The organism is Accumulibacter sp., assembly GCF_023806635.1.
In the GTDB taxonomy this organism is placed as follows: domain Bacteria; phylum Pseudomonadota; class Gammaproteobacteria; order Burkholderiales; family Rhodocyclaceae; genus Accumulibacter.
The window spans coordinates 1-16093 of the sequence record NZ_JAMTDQ010000039.1 but is presented as its reverse complement, the minus strand read 5'-3'; the positions used below and the strand labels follow the sequence as shown (position 1 = coordinate 16093).

Sequence of the window (16093 nt, the reverse complement as noted above, 5' to 3'; positions counted from 1 at the left end):
CCGTCTGCGCCGTGGCCTCTTCGCTGGCGCTCGCCGCTTTCCCACTGCCCGGCCATGCCGCCGGACTGGGCAAGCTGACCGTCTTCTCGGGACTCGGTCAACCGCTGCGCGCCGAGCTGGAGGTCTTTGCCAGCCGCGAGGAACTGGCCGGACTGAAGGCGCAGATCGCCTCGCCGGAGGCGTTCAAGCAGGCCGGAGTGGAGTACAGCTCGACTCTCTCCGGTCTCTCCGTGAACGTCGACAAGCGCCCGAACGGGCAGGCCGTCGTCCGGCTGACTTCGGCTCGGCCGATCAACGAACCCTTCGTCGATGTCCTCGTCGAACTCAACTGGCCGACGGGGCGCCTTCTGCGCGAGTACACGTTCCTCCTCGATCCGCCGGAATTCGCCGCCCGCTCGGCGCCGGGGCCAAGCGTTGCGCGACCGCTTGCAGCGGTCAGTCCGCCCGCCGAGAATCGACCCACCGAAGAGCGCGCGCCGCGAGCGGTCCGGCCGCGTGCCAGCGAACAGCGGGCACCGGCAAACGACGGCGGTGCGACCCACGAGGTCAGGCGCGGCGAGACCCTGAGCCAGATCGCACGCGAACTGAAGCCGGAAGGCGTGTCGCTCGACCAGATGCTGATCGGGCTGTACCGGGCCAACCCGGATGCCTTCGACCAGGGCAACATCAACCGCCTGAAGGCCGGCAAGGTGCTTTCGGTGCCTGATCGGGCAGCGCTCGAGACGATCCCGAGGGGCGAGGCGCAGAGCGTCATCGTCGCCCAGTCGGCCGACTGGGGAACTTATCGCAAGAGGCTCGGCGCCGCGGCAGCCGAGGCGCCGGCGCGCGAAGAAGGTCCAAGACAGCAGGCCGCCGGCCGGGTCAGTACCCGGGTCGAGGACAAGGCAGCGGGACCCGTCGAACCGCGGGATCAACTCAGGGTCTCGAAGACCGAATCCGCGGATGCCAGACCACTGCCAGCACAGAAGCGCGGCGATGAAGATCTGATCGCCAAGGAAAAGGCGCTCCGGGACGCGAATGAACGCTTGGCAACGCTCGAGCGGAATGTGGCCGAACTGCAGCGACTGCTCGAGATGAAGAGCCAGACGCTGGCGGATCTCGAGCGTCAGTCTGCCGGCAAACCGGCGCCGTCACCAACCGGCGCACAGCCGCCAGCAAGCCCGGTGACGGCAGCCGCAACCGCAACAACCCCGACGCCCGCACCTGCAGCGGCCGCAGGCCCGCCGGCCGAGACGAAGCCGGCCGAGCCGGCCGTGCCGGCGCAGCCACCGCGGGTCGACGCGCCACCGCCGACGCCGGTCGTGGAGGTGGCCAAAGCACCGCAACCGCCCGCCGCGAAACCTGCCCCGCCGCCGCCAGCGGCGGAAGAGCCTGGCTTCCTCGCCGATCTTCTGGGCAATCCGGTTACCCTTGCCGGCGGTGGCGGCATCGCGGCACTGCTCGCCGGATACTGGTTCTTCAAACGCCGTCGCGAAGGTGCCGCAGAAACGGAACTGGCTGCGTCCGGCAGCGTGACGCCATTCAGCGAGAGCGTGGCCGACAAGTCGATATTCCGCAACACCGGCGGACAGACTGTCGACACCTCGCACTCGATCGGGCAGACCGATTTCAGCCAGGCTGGACCGGGGAGCATCGACACGGACGAGGTCGACCCCGTCGCCGAGGCCGACGTCTATATGGCTTACGGGCGCGACGCCCAGGCCGAGGAGATCCTGCTCGAAGCCAAGCAGAAGGACCCCGGACGCCACGCCATCCATCTCAAGCTGCTGGAAATCTATCTGGCGCGTGCCGACGCCAAGCCCTTCATCTCGTTGGCGCAGGAACTCTCCGCGGCAACCGGCGGTGTCGGCCCCGAGTGGGAGAAGGCTGCCAGCATGGGACGACGGCTGGCTCCGGAGAATCCACTGTTCGGCCAACCGCTCGCTGCGACCGCGGAGGCCGGCATGCCGCCCGCAACCGTGCCCGCCACCACCGTCGTCGCAAGCGCGTCGATGCGACCGGAGGATCTCGAGGACACACTCACCAGGCCAGGGCAACTGGCGGGAATCGTTGCGGCGGTGGGCGGAGCAGCGATCGCTGCGGCGGCAACGCCCACCCGTGACGATCAGGTCGCGACGCAGGCATCGACTGCCAGTCTCGATGAACTCGACTTCGACCTCGGCGGCGACGGTAGCGGTCTGACCATACCGGGCGATGCCGGTGAAGCCGCGCTCGAGACGACGCTCGCCTTCGCTGCTCCACAGCAGGAACAGACACTCGATTTCGACCTCGAGACGTCGCTGCCGAAAGACGCCATCCTGGCTGGCGAGGATGGCAATGCTGCGCGGCTGATCGACGATGCGAGCGCGCTCGAGGTCACCATGCTGGTCGCGCCGGAAGTACCGGCAGGCGAACGCGCGTCCGGGGCGAGCCACGAGTTCGAATTCGATCTCAGCGAACCGGTGGCCGACGAACCCGCGTGGAAGGTCGCGACGCAACCCCACGGTCCGCTGGACGAAGGACCGCAAGGATCTGCGGCAGGCGAGGAAGCGCTGGAATTCGATGTCCGCCTCACGGAGTCGACGGTGCTCGGCGAGGCGATGCAGAATCCAGCCTTCGACATGTCCTCGATTTCGCTCGATCTCGGTCAGGCGGAGACCCTCACCGCAGGCGCCACGCCGTCCATGATGGGCGCGCTCGACTTCTCGTTCGGAGCAGATCAGGCCGAGACGGTGGTCAATCCGGACTTCGCTGCCGACCAGACCGACACCGAGGTCAATCCGAGCTTTGGCGAGGCCACGGCGCTGGCGGAGCAGGGCGAGATCAGCTCCAGTGAGGAAGTGGCGACGAAACTCGACCTCGCCCGCGCCTATCAGGAAATGGGCGACGTCGAAGGAGCACGCGAACTGCTGCAGGAAGTCGTCAACGAAGGTGATGCGGGACAGCGGCAGACAGCCCTGGCACTCCTCTCGGCGCTGCGCGACTAGAGGAGAAGGCAGCCGACCCTGCTTGACCGTACACCTGTAGTCCACGCACAGCGACCGGAGGCAGGGGGTCGAGCAGGAACATGCATCCGAGCACACTTCTCGCCGCTTGGTTCGTCGGGGTCGTTGTCATCCAGCAGCTTGCGGGGAAGCTGCTGCTGGCCGCCCTGATCGTGCTTCCCGTTTTCGGGACGGTGGCCTTGCGCGACTGGCTGCAACTCGTTTCGCGTGCCCGCTGGCTGCTCGTGTCGTTGCTCCTCGTCGTGGCCTGGGGCACCGCCGGCGATGCGGCCTGGGACGTCCCGCTCGCGCCCAGCCGGGAGGGGCTTCGCGACGCCGGCACCCATGCCGGACGACTGCTGTTGCTGCTGATGGCGGTCGTCGTGCTGCGGCAACGCCTGCCGCCACGCGAGATGTTGAGCGGCTTCTACCGCCTGCTGGCGCCGCTGCGCCGCTGCGGACTCGATGTCGATCGCGCTCTCGTCCGTTTGCTCCTGATCCTCGACATGCAGGACCGCCTGCCGCGGCCGCGCGACTGGCGCGCCCTGCTCGTCGTACCGGCCAGCGGCGAGCCGCAGGTGTTCGAACTCAGCGATCGCGGCCTCTCACCATTCGACCACCTGCTCCTGGCGCTGCTGCTGATCAGCCTGCTGTCGCTGCTTGCGCTGGCGGTGGCCTGAGAGATGCGGATCGCACTGGCGGTCGAGTATGATGGCAGCGGATTCCGCGGCTGGCAACAGCAGCCGGGAGGAGGAACGGTACAGGATGCGTTGCAGGAGGCGCTGCAGCAGTTCGCCCGCGTCCCGCTGCACGTCGTCTGCGCCGGACGGACCGATGCCGGCGTCCACGCCTTGGGGCAGGTGGTCCATTTCGATACCACGCTGGAGCGGTCGATGTATTCCTGGGTGCGCGGCGCCAACACCTTCCTGCCGGCGGCAGTCGCCGTCCGCTGGGCACAGCGGGTTCCCGCCGAGTTTCACGCCCGTTCGTCGGCCTCCTCGCGGCACTATCGCTACGTCCTCCTCAACCGCATGCACCGAACCGGGACCTGGCACGGGCGCGTGGGCTGGTACCATCACCCGCTCGACCTGCAGCGCATGCAGCAGGCCGCTGCCATGCTGCTCGGCGAACGGGACTTCTCTGCCTTTCGCGCAGCCGAGTGCCAGGCGGTCTCGCCGGTCAAGATCATGCAACGTGCGGACATCCGCCGCCACGGCGACCTCGTCGTGCTGGATTTCGTCGCCACAGCCTTCCTGCACCACATGGTGCGCAACCTGGTCGGCAGCCTGGTCGCCATCGGTCAGGGCAGGCACCGCCCGCAGTGGATCGGCGAGTTGCTCGCGAGCCGCGACCGCCGCCTGGCAGCGCCGACCTTCCCGGCCGCCGGCCTCTACCTGATGGCCGTGAACTATCCGGCACGATGGGGCCTGCCCACCGACGACGCCGGCGACTTCATCTCGCTGCTGCCGGCAGCTGGCGCAGCAACGGCAGCGACGCCATGAGCCCGCGCATCAAGATCTGCGGTCTCACCCGCACGCAGGATCTGCAGCAGGCTGTGCAGGCAGGCGCGGATGCGCTGGGGCTGGTCTTCCATCCACCGAGTCCACGCTACGTCGACCCGTCGACGGCTGCCCGCCTGGCAGGACACGCGCCACCTTTCGTCTGCATCGTCGGGCTGTTCGTCAATGCCGATCCGGAGACGGTTCACGCGACGCTGGCACAGGTTCCGATTCACCTGCTGCAGTTTCACGGTGACGAAGACGAGGCCTACTGCCGCCAGTTCAAGCGCCCCTACGTCAAGGCGGCGCGCGTCAGACCGGGGCTCGATTTGTTACAATACGTGGCTTCCTTCCCATCGGCTCAGGCCATCCTGCTCGACGCCTTCGTCGACGGCTACGGCGGCGGCGGCAGGGTCTTCGACTGGTCACTGGTGCCGGCAGCACTGGGCAAGCCCCTGATCCTCTCCGGTGGTCTCGATGTGGACAACGTCCGTGAAGGGATGCGCCGCTTGCGACCTGCCGCAGTCGACGTATCCTCCGGAGTCGAGGCGGGCAAGGGAATCAAGGATGCCGGCAAGATGCGCGCCTTCGTCGCAGCGGTGCGTGCGGCAGCATCGTCCGGCGAAGCAGGCAGCAGGACATCGTAAGGAGATTGTGCATGCGCACGGATTCTGGTGGCAGGACGCGGACGTGCTGGCGTCGCCACCTGGCCAGACATACTTGAGGCGAGGTCAGCCTGCCTTTCCCGACTGGTGCCGTCCCGGCACCCTGCAGCAATCCGTCGCGAGGAGTATGTTGATGGCCGTGCATGACCATGATTTGCCCGACGCCACTGGCCACTTCGGCCCGTACGGCGGAGTCTTCGTCGCCGAGACGCTGATCGCGGCGCTCGACGAACTGCGTGAAGCCTATGCTGCCGCGCAACGTGACCCGCAGTTCCTTGCCGAGTTCGAACACGATCTGCAACACTACGTTGGTCGGCCAAGCCCGCTGTACCACGCCAGGCGCTGGTCGGAGCGCCTCGGCGGGGCGCAGATCTACCTCAAGCGCGAGGACCTCAACCACACCGGCGCACACAAGATCAACAACTGCATCGGCCAAGCGCTGCTCGCGCGGCGCATGCACAAGCCGCGCGTCATCGCCGAAACCGGAGCCGGTCAGCACGGCGTCGCGACGGCCACGGTTGCCGCGCGCTTCGGCATGGAGTGTGTCGTCTACATGGGGGCAGAGGACATCCGCCGGCAGGCGGCGAACGTCTATCGCATGAAGCTCCTCGGAGCGACGGTGGTGCCGGTCGAGAGTGGCTCGCGAACGCTCAAGGACGCCCTGAATGAAGCGATGCGCGACTGGGTCACGCGCGTCGCCGACACCTTCTACATCATCGGCACCGTCGCCGGCCCGCACCCGTACCCGATGATGGTGCGTGACTTCCAGTCGGTGATCGGTCGTGAATGCATCCGCCAGATGCAGGAGCAGTGCGGACGCCAGCCCGATGCGGTGATCGCCTGCGTCGGCGGTGGCTCGAACGCGATGGGAATCTTCCACCCCTATCTCGCCGCAGCCGGCGTTCGCCTGATCGGTGTCGAAGCGGCGGGCGAGGGCATCGCCAGCGGACGCCACGCCGCTTCGCTCACCGCCGGACAGCCCGGCGTGCTGCATGGCAACCGCACCTACCTGCTGCAGGACGAGAACGGCCAGATCATCGAAACGCACTCGATTTCCGCCGGTCTCGACTACCCGGGCGTCGGCCCCGAGCACGCGTGGCTGAAGGACAGCGGTCGAGCGGAGTATGTCGGGGTCACCGACGGGGAAGCGCTGCAGGCCTTTCATGACCTGTGCCGGATCGAGGGCATCATGCCGGCACTCGAGTCGAGCCATGCACTGGCCTACGCCGGCCGGTTGGCGCCTTCGCTGGCGCGGGATGCCATCCTGCTGGTGAATCTTTCTGGTCGCGGAGACAAGGACATGCACACCGTTGCCGACAAGTCGGGAATCAGGTTCTGACCATGGGCAGAATCCAGCAAGTTTTCGCGCGCCTGCAGGGGGAAGGCCGCAAGGCGCTGATCCCGTTCATCACCGCCGGCGACCCCGACCCCGGCTTGACCGTCCCACTGCTGCGGACGCTGGTCCGTGCGGGCGCCGACGTCATCGAACTCGGTGTCCCCTTCTCCGACCCGATGGCCGACGGCCCGACCATCCAGCGGGCATCGGAGCGGGCGCTGGCCAAGGGCGTCAGCCTGCGCCAGGTCCTGTCACTGGTCGCCACCTTCCGCGACGAAGACCGGACGACGCCGATCGTCCTCATGGGCTATGCCAACCCGATCGAGGCCATGGGAGTCGGGGCCTTCGCTGCCGCCGCTGCCGCCGCTGGCGTCGACGGCGTGCTGGTGGTCGATTACCCGCCCGAGGAAAGCGCCGACTTCGCCGCTGCCCTGCAGCGGCACGCGATCGATCCGATCTTCCTGCTGGCGCCGACCTCGAGTGATGCGCGCATCGCCGAGGTCGGCGCTCTGGCCAGCGGCTACATCTACTACGTCTCGTTGAAGGGCGTCACCGGCTCGGCGACGCTCGACGTCGCTGCGGTTGCTGCCCGCATCCCGGAGATCCGTGCACGCACCGGCGTGCCGGTCGGCGTCGGCTTCGGCATCCGTGATGCGGCGACGGCAGCCGCCGTCGCCCGCATCGCCGATGCGGTCGTCGTCGGCAGCCGCCTGATCGAAGAGATCGAGCGCTCCGCAGCGGCGACCGCCTGTGACAACGTACTGAACCTGCTCAGCGGCATCCGTCAGGCGATCGACGCCGCCGCACCTGCCACCGGAGAACCATGATGGGCTGGCTGAACAAGCTGCTGCCGCCGAAGATCAAGCGCAACGATGCCGGCGCTGCCCGCAGGTCGCCGCTGCCCGAGGGCCTGTGGAGCAAGTGTCCGGCCTGCGACGCCGTGCTCTATGCCACTGACCTGGCGAAGAACCGCAATGTCTGCCCCAAGTGCGGTCATCACAAGCGGCTCGAGGCGCGCGCGCGAATCGACCTGCTGCTCGACACCGAAGGACGCACGGAGATCGCCGCCGAAGTGCTGCCGGTCGATGCGCTTTCCTTCCACGACAGCCGCCCGTATCCCGACCGTCTGCGGGATTCGACGACGGCGACCGGTGAAACCGACGCGCTGGTGGTCATGCGCGGCACGATCGGCAGGCTGCCGGCCGTCGTCGCCGCTTTCGAGTTCGAGTTCATGGGCGGCTCAATGGGCTCGGTGCTCGGCGAGCGCTTCGTCCGCGGCGTCCAGGTGGCGATCGAGAACGGCGAACCGTTCATCTGTGTCACCGCATCCGGCGGCGCGCGCATGCAGGAGGGACTGTTCTCGCTGCTGCAGATGGCCAAGACGACGGCCGTCCTGACGCGTCTTGCGCAGGCGAGGCTGCCGTTCATCTCGATTCTCGCCGATCCGACGATGGGTGGCGTCTCCGCTTCCTTCGCCTTCATCGGCGATGTCGTGATTGCCGAACCCGGCGCGCTGGTCGGCTTCGCCGGTCCGAGGGTGATCGAACAGACGGTACGCGAGACCCTGCCGGACGGCTTTCAACGCTCGGAGTTCCTGCTCGACAAGGGCGCCATCGACATGATCGTCGATCGCCGGGAAATGAAGGAGCGCGTCGCGACCCTGCTGGCACTGCTGCAGAAGCGGCCGGCAGCAACCTCGCCTGGATGACGTGAGCGACGGCGCGTACAGCCCGGCGCCGGCCGATGACCGGCTGCTCGCCTGCCGCGCGCTGGCACCCTGGCTGGCGCACCTCGAGCAACTCCACCCGCGCGGCCAGGCGGGCATCGAACTCGGCCTCGAGCGGGTCCAACGCGTACGCCAGGAGCTGGCGCAGGACCCGCAGTGCCCGCTGATCGTCGTCGGCGGAACCAACGGCAAGGGATCGACCTGCGCCTATCTCGAAGCGATCTACGCTCATGCCGGCCATCGTGTCGGCTGCTACACCTCGCCACACCTGCTGTGCTACAACGAACGCATCCGCGTCGACCGGCAACCGGCAGGTGATGCCCTCATCTGTGCTGCCTTCGCACGCGTGGAAGCGGCGCGACAGGCTGCCGGGAACATCGCGCTGACCTACTTCGAATTCGGCACGCTGGCGGCAATGGAGGTCTTCACCGCACAACAGGTGGAGGTGCTGATCCTCGAGGTCGGACTGGGCGGCCGGCTGGATGCGGTCAACGCCTACACGCCCGATTGCGCCATCGTCTGCAGCATCGCGCTCGACCATACCGACTGGCTGGGTAGCGACCGCGAGGCCATCGGCTTCGAAAAGGCCGGCATCTTTCGCGCCGGCCGGGCGGCTTTCTGTGCCGATCCCGACCCGCCACAGTCACTGCTGGCGCACGCGCAGGCGAGCGGCACCGAGTTGCAGGTCCTCGGTCGGGATTTCGGCTACTTCGGCGATGCGCTGCAATGGACCTTCTGGGGTCGCGGCGGACTGCGGCGTGCCGGTCTCGCGCAGCCGGCACTGCGCGGCACTGGTCAGCTGCGCAACGCAGCGGTCGCGCTGGCTGCCGTCGAGTCACTGCGCCCGCGGCTGCCGGTCGACATGCAGGCGGTGCGGCGCGGCCTGGCCGACCTCGATCTGCCGGGACGCTTCCAGGTGCTCGCCGGGCGGCCGACCGTCGTTCTCGACGTCGCGCACAACCCGCAGGCGGTCAGCGGACTGGCAGAGAAGCTCGCCGAGTTGCCCTTCGCCGCGAAGACGATCGCCGTCGTCGGCATGCTGGCCGACAAGGACATCGCCGGCTCGCTGGCGCCGCTCGCCGGCCGGGTAGACCACTGGCTGCTGGCCGACCTCGATGTCCCGCGCGGAGCCTCGGCCGCGGCGCTGGCGGCAGTCGTGCGGCAGTGCGCGCTCGGCGGTGCGATCGAAGGCCTTTCTTCGGTAGAGAGTGCGTTCCGGCGTTCTGCCGAGCTGGCGGGTGAAAATGATAGAATTGTCGTCTTTGGATCGTTCTACACGGTCGCAGCCGTCATGCGGAGCAGGCGAATGGCCGTTGATCGACGCTTGTGGACTCCCGGATCGCGATGACTGAAACACCTGACCCGCAGCTGCAACTGAAGAAACGGGCTCGTCGCCGCCTCGTCGGAGCCATCGCCTTCGCCGGCCTGGCGGCGATCGTCCTGCCGATCGTCATGGACCAGGAGCCACGGCAACAACCGCAGGACGTGCAGATCCGCATCCCCGGCCAGGAACAGCCGCCCTTCCAGCCCAGGCTGGCGGCACGCGAAGCGCCGCCAGCGACCGCGACCGACAAGCCCGCCGTCGCCGCCGAGAGGGCGCCACCTGCTGCCGCCGAGCCGACCCCCAGGGAGGCAACGGAGCCGCCCGCGCGTAGCGGCGAGAGCAGGGTTGCCAAGCCCGTCGAAAAGGCACCCGTGAAGAGCGAGGAAAGGAAGACTCCCAGGCCGGTGGAGAAGCCACCGGAAAGGAGCGCCGAACAGAAGGTGGCGAAAGCGGCCGATAAGCCACCGGCAAAGGCGGCCGAGAAGCCACCCGAGAAGCCACCGGCCAAAACGGCCGACAAGCCGAAGGAGAAGACCGGCGACAAGGTGGCTGAGAAGAAGGCGGTCGACAGTGCAATGGCCGACAAGGGCAGCGACAAGGCGCCAGCGAAGAAGGCCGAGAAGCCGCCCGAGGCAAGTTCCGAAGACGGCGGCAGCAAGCCGCCAGCGGACGAAACGCCTGCCGCCGGCAGTCACGCCGCGGCCAAGTCTCCCGCCGCTCCGGCGGCCAAGCCTGGCGGCCAGCAAGTGATCGTCATCGGCGCCTTTGCCAACCCCGAGAACGTCAAGCAACTGCAGAGCAAGATCAGCGCTGCCGGCGTGAACACCTACACTGAAGTCCTGGAAACGCCCGACGGCAGGAAGACGCGCGTCCGGGCCGGCCCCTTCCCGAACCGTGAGGCTGCCGAAAAGGCGCTCGACAAGCTGAAGGCGATTGGCGTCAGTGGAGTCGTCGCCGGCAGGCAATGACCGTTTTCGACTACCTGGTCCTGATCATCATCGCCGCCTCGCTCCTGATGGGAATGTGGCGTGGAATCGTCGGCGAAATCATCGCCCTTGCCGCCTGGATCCTGGCTTTTTTTGCCGCCAGGTGGTGGGGTGACGAGGCAGCCCGGCTGTTCGTCGCCATCGACGACCCGACGCTGCGCCTCGTCGCCGGCTGGGTGAGCGTGGCACTGTCGGTTCTCGTTGGCATGGCGCTGCTTCGGCTGGCCATACGCGGCCTGATCAAGGCGTTGGGAATGACGGTGAGCGACCGCCTGCTGGGCCTCGTCTTCGGCGTTGCGCGGGGTCTGATGATCGTCATGATCCTCGTCGCCATCGGCGGCATGACGGCACTGCCAAGAGAGAAGTGGTGGAGCGAAGCGTACTTTTCCGCGCCGCTCGAGACGGCCGTCATCGCCAGCAAGCCGTGGTTACCGTCCGAGGTCGCGAAACGAATCAGGTTTGGCTAGGAACAGACTATGTGCGGAATACTCGGGGTGGTCGCAACGACGCCGGTCAACCAGCTGCTCTACGATGGACTGATGGTCCTGCAACACCGCGGCCAGGACGCTGCCGGCATCGTCACCGCCGAGGACGACGCCTTCCACATGCACAAGGGAGCAGGGCTGGTACGAGACGTGTTCCGCACCCGCAACATGCGCGCCCTGCCCGGCATGATGGGAATCGCCCATTGCCGCTACCCGACGGCCGGCTCGGCCTTCGACTCGGCGCTGTCGCAACCGTTCTATGTGAATTCGCCCTTCGGCATCGTCCTCGGCCACAATGGTAACCTGACGAATACCGCACAGCTCAAGGAAGAGATGTTCCGGCAGGATCTGCGACACATCAACACCAGTTCCGACTCGGAGGTCCTGCTCAACATCCTGGCGCACGAACTGCAGGCGACCGCCGGCAACTGCCGTCTCGATCCGGATACCATCTTCGCTGCGGTGGCCGCTGTCCATCGCCGTTGCCGTGGCGCCTACGCCGTGGTGGCGATGATCGCCGGCCACGGCATGCTCGCCTTTCGCGATCCGCACGGCATCCGGCCACTGGTCTTTGGCACCAACGAGACGCCAGGCGGGATCGAGTTCCTCTTCGCCTCGGAGTCGGTGGCGCTCGACACCCTCGGTTTCCAGGTGCTGCGCGACGTCGCTCCGGGCGAGGCGATCTTCATCGACATCGAGCATCGCCTGCACCAGCGTCAGTGCGCCGGCAACCCGGTTCTCTCGCCGTGCATCTTCGAATTCGTCTATCTCGCGCGCCCGGACTCGGTGATCGACGGCGTCTCGGTCTACGAGGCACGCCTGCGGATGGGCGAGCATCTCGCCGACAAACTGGTAAGGCACATCCCGGTCGGGCAGATCGATGTCGTCATTCCGATCCCGGACTCGAGCCGTCCATCGGCGATGCAGCTCGCGCAAAGGATTGGCGTCCCCTACCGTGAAGGGTTCGTTAAGAACCGCTACATCGGTCGCACCTTCATCATGCCCGGACAGGCAACCCGCAAGCGCTCGGTACGCCAGAAGCTCAACACCGTGGCACAGGAGTTCAAGGGCAAGCGCGTCCTGCTGGTCGATGATTCGATCGTCCGTGGCACCACCAGCCGTGAGATCGTCGAGATGGCGCGCGCCGCCGGCGCGCTGCGCGTCTATTTCGCCTCCGCGTCGCCGCCGGTACGCTACCCCAACGTCTACGGCATCGACATGCCGACGCGTGGCGAGCTGATCGCCACCGGTCGCAGCGGCGAGGAGATCGGCCACGAGATCGGTGCCGATGCGCTGGTCTATCAGGATCTCGACGCACTCCGGGCCTCGATCCGGGACCTCAGGCCGGCGCTGCGCGACTTCGACACCTCGTGCTTCGACGGCCGCTATGTCACAGGCGATGTCACCCCGGAGTACCTGACGGAGCTGGAGCATGCCAGGGAGGGGCATCGTGTATCGAGCAAGGAAGAGCGATGGGCGACACGCCAGCTGCAGCTCAATCTCATGTCGGCAGGCTGAGGACGATGAAGACCAATCCCGATTACGCACTCGAAACGCTGGCGGTTCGCGCCGGGCAGGAGCGCAGCCAGTTCAACGAGCACAGTGAGGCGCTCTACCTGACGTCGAGCTTCGTCTTCAGCAGCGCGGCGCAGGCGGCAGCCCGCTTCTCGGGTGAGGAAGAGGGCAACGTGTACTCGCGCTTCACCAATCCGACGGTCAGCGCCTTCCAGGATCGCCTGGCCGCGCTCGAAGGAGCCGAGGCCTGCATTGCCACGGCATCCGGCATGTCGGCGATCCTGTCGCTGGTCATGGCGTTGTGCAGCAGCGGCGATCACATCGTCGCCTCGAACGGTCTCTTCGGCGCGACGCAGCAATTGCTCGGCACGATCATGCCGCGCTTCGGCATCCAGACCAGCTTCGTCGCGCAGACCAACACGGCGGCATGGCAGGCGGCGATGCGACCGGAGACGAAGCTGCTCTTTCTCGAAACACCATCGAATCCGCTCACCGAGATCGCCGACATCGCCGCACTGGCGACGATCGCCCATGCACGTGGCGTTCTGCTGGTCGTCGACAACTGCTTCTGTACGCCGATCCTGCAGCGTCCGCTCGATCTCGGCGCCGATCTCGTCGTCCATTCGGCGACCAAGTTCCTCGATGGCCAGGGTCGGGTTCTCGGCGGCGCCGTCGCCGGGCCGCGCTCGCTCACCGAGGAGGTCTTCCGCTTCCTGCGCACGGCCGGTCCGACGCTCTCGGCCTTCAACGCCTGGGTTCTGCTCAAGGGGCTCGAGACGCTGCAGTTGCGCCTGACGGAACAATCGGCCAGGGCCCTCGAGATGGCACGCTGGCTCGAGAATCACCCGAAGGTGACACGCGTGCACTACCCCGGCCTGCCTTCACACCCGCAGCATGCCCTCGCCCGGCAGCAGCAGAGAAGCGGCGGCGCGGTCGTCTCTTTCGCCGTCAGGGGCGCCCGCGCCGAAGCCTGGAAGGTCGTCGATGGCTGCCGGCTGCTGTCGATCACTGCCAATCTGGGCGATACCAAGACGACCCTGACTCATCCGGCATCGACGACCCACGGCCGGATCACCGCGGAACAGCGCGCGGCGGCGGGAATCGGCGAGGATCTGCTGCGCATCGCGGTCGGCCTCGAGGCGGTCGGCGACCTGCAGCGCGACCTCGACCGGGGCCTGGCGCTGATCTAGCCACCGCCGCGCGTCGCATCCTCCTGCCGCCGCTGTCGCCGCGCCAGGTCGATGCGCGCGCCGGCCGCCTGGCGCAGCGCCTCCTTGGCTACATCAGGCATCATCCAGTAGGTCATCAGGCTGGAGCCGATGCACACCAGCCAGAACAGGAAAAAACCGGTCGAATAGGTCGCCATCGCCGACCACTCGACACGCTGTCCGAGCAGGTAGAGCTGCCCCGGGTCGATCAGCGTGAAGAAGATCGCCTCGGCGATTGCCGCCGCCACGAAGGCCGGCCAGAGAACCCAGATCACCAGTCGCATGTGTTCCTCCCGAGATTTTTCGGCACGCCGCGAACGCCCGCTCAGCGCTCGTGGCCGCGCGCGGCAACGAAGAGTTGCGGGTCGACCAGGGCACCGTTGAGCACGACACCCCAGTGCAGATGCGGGCCGGTCGCGCGGCCGCTCATTCCGACGAGACCCAGCCGCTGACCCTTGGCGACCGCTTCGCCTGCCCTGACGTCGATGCGGTCGAGGTGGCAATACACGCTCAACAACCCGTTGCCGTGATCGACGAAGACGGTCCGGCCATTGAAGAAGTAGTCGCCGCTGGCGAGGACGATCCCCTGGGCATTGGCACGAACGGGAGAACCACGCGCGGCGGCAATGTCGAAACCCGCATGCGGCGCCCGTGCTTCGCCGTTGAAGAAGCGACGCAGGCCGAAACGTCCGCTCATCCGGCCCTGCGCCGGCAGGATGAAATCGAGGTCGGTGTCGTCGGCGGCACGCCAGTGGCGCTGCAGCAACCGGATCTCGGCAATCTCGCTCGTCGCCCGCGCCAGATCCTCGGCCGACAGCTCGACCTTGCTGCCGTCCTTGAGGGTGATGCGCTGTGCCGGATAATCCTTGGCGCGGACGGTGAACGATGCCCTGCCGCTGGCGGTCGCCGGATCGGCAACCGCCAGCAGGGCCGCGGCTGGCTCCGCCGGCGACTGTACCCGCAGCGCGTGCGTTCCCGGCTGCGTGTCGAGCGCGAGACCGACGACGGCAATCCACTCGCCACCGCGCCGCGTGACCAATACCGGCTGCTCGCCCAGCCACGCCCGCGGCGGCACCGCCGCTGGCGCTGCCGCACCGAGCGGAACCAGTGCCACACCTCCGGGAACGCTCTCTTCCCGTGGCAGGGCTGCGCGTGCCGACAGCGGCAGCAGCAACGCCAGCGCGAGAACGGCGGCGACGGCGGGAAGGCAGTGCCGGCGCCGCGGCTCGGCTCGCTGCCTCACAGCGTTGCCGCACTGAACGTGTCGCACTGCCGCATGTCGCCGCTCGCCATGCCGCGCTTGAACCAGCGGACCCGCTGTTCCGAAGTGCCATGGGTGAAGGACTCGGGGACGATCTGACCCTGTGTCTGCCGCTGCAGGCGGTCATCGCCGATCGCCGCCGCGGCGTTCAGCGCCTGCTCGACGTCGCCCGGTTCGAGAATCCTGCTCCTGCTGTCGGCACGATGCGCCCAGACGCCGGCGAAACAGTCGGCCTGCAGTTCCAGCCGCACCGACAGGGCATTGGCGGCGGCCCGGTTGCCGCTGCGCTGCTGCGCCGCATGCACCTTGTCCGAGATGCCGAGCAGGTTCTGCACATGATGGCCGACCTCATGCGCGATGACGTAGGCCTGGGCGAACTCGCCCGGCGCCTTGAAGCGCTCGCGCAGATCACGGTAGAAAGCGAGGTCGATGTACACCTTCTGATCGGCCGGGCAGTAGAAGGGACCCATCGCCGATTTCCCGGTACCACATGCCGTCGGCGTCGCACCGGAAAACAGGACCAGCTTCGGTTCCTGGTAGCGACGGTCCCCGGCGACGAAAACCTCATGCCAGGTCGCTTCGGTACTGCCGAGGACCTTGGCGACGAAGGTCGCCATCTCGTCGCCGGCCGGTGGCGGCTGCGGCACGCGGGCGGCCGAAGGCGCCGGCGCGCCGCTCGACACCAGGCCAAGGATCACTGCCGGATCGACACCGAGGAAGTAGCCGGCGACCAGCGCGATCACCAGCGTACCAATGCCGACGGTGCCCCGCCCGATCCCCGGCCCGTCGCCGCGTCGGTCCTCGACGTTCTGACTCGCACGCTGGTCGTCAAGCCGCATGCCCGAAACCTTTCGAAGTGCAGTAGCAATGCGCAATGAAATCAATGCCGTTGCCGCGTCTCCGCGGCGGACGCGCAGGACCGGCGCAGGCGGAGGCGACGTGCGGGGCACCCCTCGAAAGACGAATGCTATCAGATCGAAGGCGCCTGCGGCGGCCCCGCAAAAACGCATGATTTGTCCCTCGGGACAGCGCGGAATGGTGATCAATGGTGAAGAAACGTGGACAATCTCCCAGCACTTCTCATTTCAAATCCGCGCAAGGCGGTGGTTGGCTGAGGTTGGCGCA

General features: G+C 67.4%; 15 protein-coding genes. 12 read left to right on the top strand and 3 right to left on the bottom strand.

The features are described 5' to 3' along the window. Positions 1 to 11: 11 nt before the first annotated feature. The 12 genes from NFW30_RS06635 (at position 12) to NFW30_RS06580 (ending at position 13689) form a co-directional block, all read left to right on the top strand. A complete protein-coding gene (locus tag NFW30_RS06635) occupies positions 12 to 2966 on the top strand; it encodes a FimV/HubP family polar landmark protein (RefSeq protein WP_295352471.1) in 2955 nt (984 codons plus the stop codon). A gap of 80 nt (positions 2967 to 3046) precedes the next feature. Then, entirely contained in the window at positions 3047 to 3643 is a 597-nt protein-coding gene (locus NFW30_RS06630; RefSeq protein ID WP_295352468.1) for a CbiQ family ECF transporter T component, read from the top strand. 3 nt (positions 3644 to 3646) lie between these two features. Next, entirely contained in the window at positions 3647 to 4465 is an 819-nt protein-coding gene (truA, locus tag NFW30_RS06625) for a tRNA pseudouridine(38-40) synthase TruA (RefSeq protein WP_295352465.1), read from the top strand. After that, positions 4462 to 5109 carry a phosphoribosylanthranilate isomerase gene (locus tag NFW30_RS06620; protein ID WP_295352463.1) on the top strand — a complete coding sequence of 216 codons (648 nt, stop codon included), beginning with the start codon at positions 4462 to 4464 and terminating at the stop codon, positions 5107 to 5109. Before truA ends, NFW30_RS06620 begins: the two co-directional genes overlap by 4 nt. Positions 5110 to 5260: 151 nt before the next feature. Beyond that, complete coding sequence (gene trpB, locus NFW30_RS06615) at positions 5261 to 6466, top strand: tryptophan synthase subunit beta (protein ID WP_295352461.1); 1206 nt, start codon at positions 5261 to 5263, stop codon at positions 6464 to 6466. A 2-nt stretch (positions 6467 to 6468) separates the two neighbouring features. Then, on the top strand, positions 6469 to 7290 hold the full coding sequence (trpA, locus tag NFW30_RS06610; RefSeq protein WP_295352458.1) for a tryptophan synthase subunit alpha: 822 nt from the start codon (positions 6469 to 6471) through the stop codon (positions 7288 to 7290). Beyond that, positions 7290 to 8171, top strand: coding sequence for an acetyl-CoA carboxylase, carboxyltransferase subunit beta (gene accD / locus NFW30_RS06605; protein WP_295352507.1), 882 nt, complete (start codon positions 7290 to 7292; stop codon positions 8169 to 8171). The genes trpA and accD overlap by 1 nt, the downstream gene beginning before the upstream one ends. A 1-nt stretch (position 8172) precedes the next feature. Further along, positions 8173 to 9537 carry a bifunctional tetrahydrofolate synthase/dihydrofolate synthase gene (gene folC, locus NFW30_RS06600; RefSeq protein WP_363322077.1) on the top strand — a complete coding sequence of 455 codons (1365 nt, stop codon included), beginning with the start codon at positions 8173 to 8175 and terminating at the stop codon, positions 9535 to 9537. After that, positions 9534 to 10481 carry an SPOR domain-containing protein gene (locus NFW30_RS06595; RefSeq protein ID WP_295352455.1) on the top strand — a complete coding sequence of 316 codons (948 nt, stop codon included), beginning with the start codon at positions 9534 to 9536 and terminating at the stop codon, positions 10479 to 10481. Before folC ends, NFW30_RS06595 begins: the two co-directional genes overlap by 4 nt. Further along, positions 10478 to 10966 (top strand): CvpA family protein, encoded by a 489-nt coding sequence (locus NFW30_RS06590; RefSeq protein WP_295352452.1) that lies wholly within the window; start codon positions 10478 to 10480, stop codon positions 10964 to 10966. The genes NFW30_RS06595 and NFW30_RS06590 overlap by 4 nt, the downstream gene beginning before the upstream one ends. A gap of 9 nt (positions 10967 to 10975) precedes the next feature. Further along, on the top strand, positions 10976 to 12502 hold the full coding sequence (gene purF, locus NFW30_RS06585; protein ID WP_295352449.1) for an amidophosphoribosyltransferase: 1527 nt from the start codon (positions 10976 to 10978) through the stop codon (positions 12500 to 12502). A 5-nt stretch (positions 12503 to 12507) separates the two neighbouring features. Then, a complete protein-coding gene (locus tag NFW30_RS06580; RefSeq protein ID WP_295352446.1) occupies positions 12508 to 13689 on the top strand; it encodes an O-succinylhomoserine sulfhydrylase in 1182 nt (393 codons plus the stop codon). Here NFW30_RS06580 and NFW30_RS06575 read toward each other — a convergent pair. The 3 genes from NFW30_RS06575 to NFW30_RS06565 are packed head-to-tail and all read right to left on the bottom strand — an operon-like array spanning position 13686 to position 15807. Further along, positions 13686 to 13991 (bottom strand): hypothetical protein, encoded by a 306-nt coding sequence (locus NFW30_RS06575; RefSeq protein WP_295352443.1) that lies wholly within the window; start codon positions 13989 to 13991, stop codon positions 13686 to 13688. The two genes, NFW30_RS06580 and NFW30_RS06575, sit on opposite strands and share 4 nt — an antisense overlap. 41 nt (positions 13992 to 14032) lie before the next feature. Beyond that, positions 14033 to 14950: a peptidoglycan DD-metalloendopeptidase family protein gene (locus NFW30_RS06570; protein WP_295352441.1), complete on the bottom strand. Its 918-nt coding sequence runs from the start codon at positions 14948 to 14950 to the stop codon at positions 14033 to 14035. Beyond that, a complete protein-coding gene (locus tag NFW30_RS06565) occupies positions 14947 to 15807 on the bottom strand; it encodes a neutral zinc metallopeptidase (protein ID WP_295352438.1) in 861 nt (286 codons plus the stop codon). The genes NFW30_RS06570 and NFW30_RS06565 overlap by 4 nt, the downstream gene beginning before the upstream one ends. Positions 15808 to 16093 lie beyond the last annotated feature (286 nt).

What these genes read in the sequence shown, in the direction of transcription:
- trpA (WP_295352458.1), top strand. Translation starts at nt 6,469, where the DNA reads ATGGGCAGAATCCAGCAAGTTTTCGCGCGCCTGCAGGGGGAAGGCCGC.
- NFW30_RS06565 (WP_295352438.1), bottom strand. Translation starts at nt 15,807, where the DNA reads ATGCGGCTTGACGACCAGCGTGCGAGTCAGAACGTCGAGGACCGACGC.
- truA (WP_295352465.1), top strand. Translation starts at nt 3,647, where the DNA reads ATGCGGATCGCACTGGCGGTCGAGTATGATGGCAGCGGATTCCGCGGC.
- NFW30_RS06580 (WP_295352446.1), top strand. Translation starts at nt 12,508, where the DNA reads ATGAAGACCAATCCCGATTACGCACTCGAAACGCTGGCGGTTCGCGCC.
- NFW30_RS06575 (WP_295352443.1), bottom strand. Translation starts at nt 13,991, where the DNA reads ATGCGACTGGTGATCTGGGTTCTCTGGCCGGCCTTCGTGGCGGCGGCA.
- accD (WP_295352507.1), top strand. Translation starts at nt 7,290, where the DNA reads ATGGGCTGGCTGAACAAGCTGCTGCCGCCGAAGATCAAGCGCAACGAT.
- purF (WP_295352449.1), top strand. Translation starts at nt 10,976, where the DNA reads ATGTGCGGAATACTCGGGGTGGTCGCAACGACGCCGGTCAACCAGCTG.
- NFW30_RS06595 (WP_295352455.1), top strand. Translation starts at nt 9,534, where the DNA reads ATGACTGAAACACCTGACCCGCAGCTGCAACTGAAGAAACGGGCTCGT.
- NFW30_RS06620 (WP_295352463.1), top strand. Translation starts at nt 4,462, where the DNA reads ATGAGCCCGCGCATCAAGATCTGCGGTCTCACCCGCACGCAGGATCTG.
- NFW30_RS06590 (WP_295352452.1), top strand. Translation starts at nt 10,478, where the DNA reads ATGACCGTTTTCGACTACCTGGTCCTGATCATCATCGCCGCCTCGCTC.
- NFW30_RS06630 (WP_295352468.1), top strand. Translation starts at nt 3,047, where the DNA reads ATGCATCCGAGCACACTTCTCGCCGCTTGGTTCGTCGGGGTCGTTGTC.
- trpB (WP_295352461.1), top strand. Translation starts at nt 5,261, where the DNA reads ATGGCCGTGCATGACCATGATTTGCCCGACGCCACTGGCCACTTCGGC.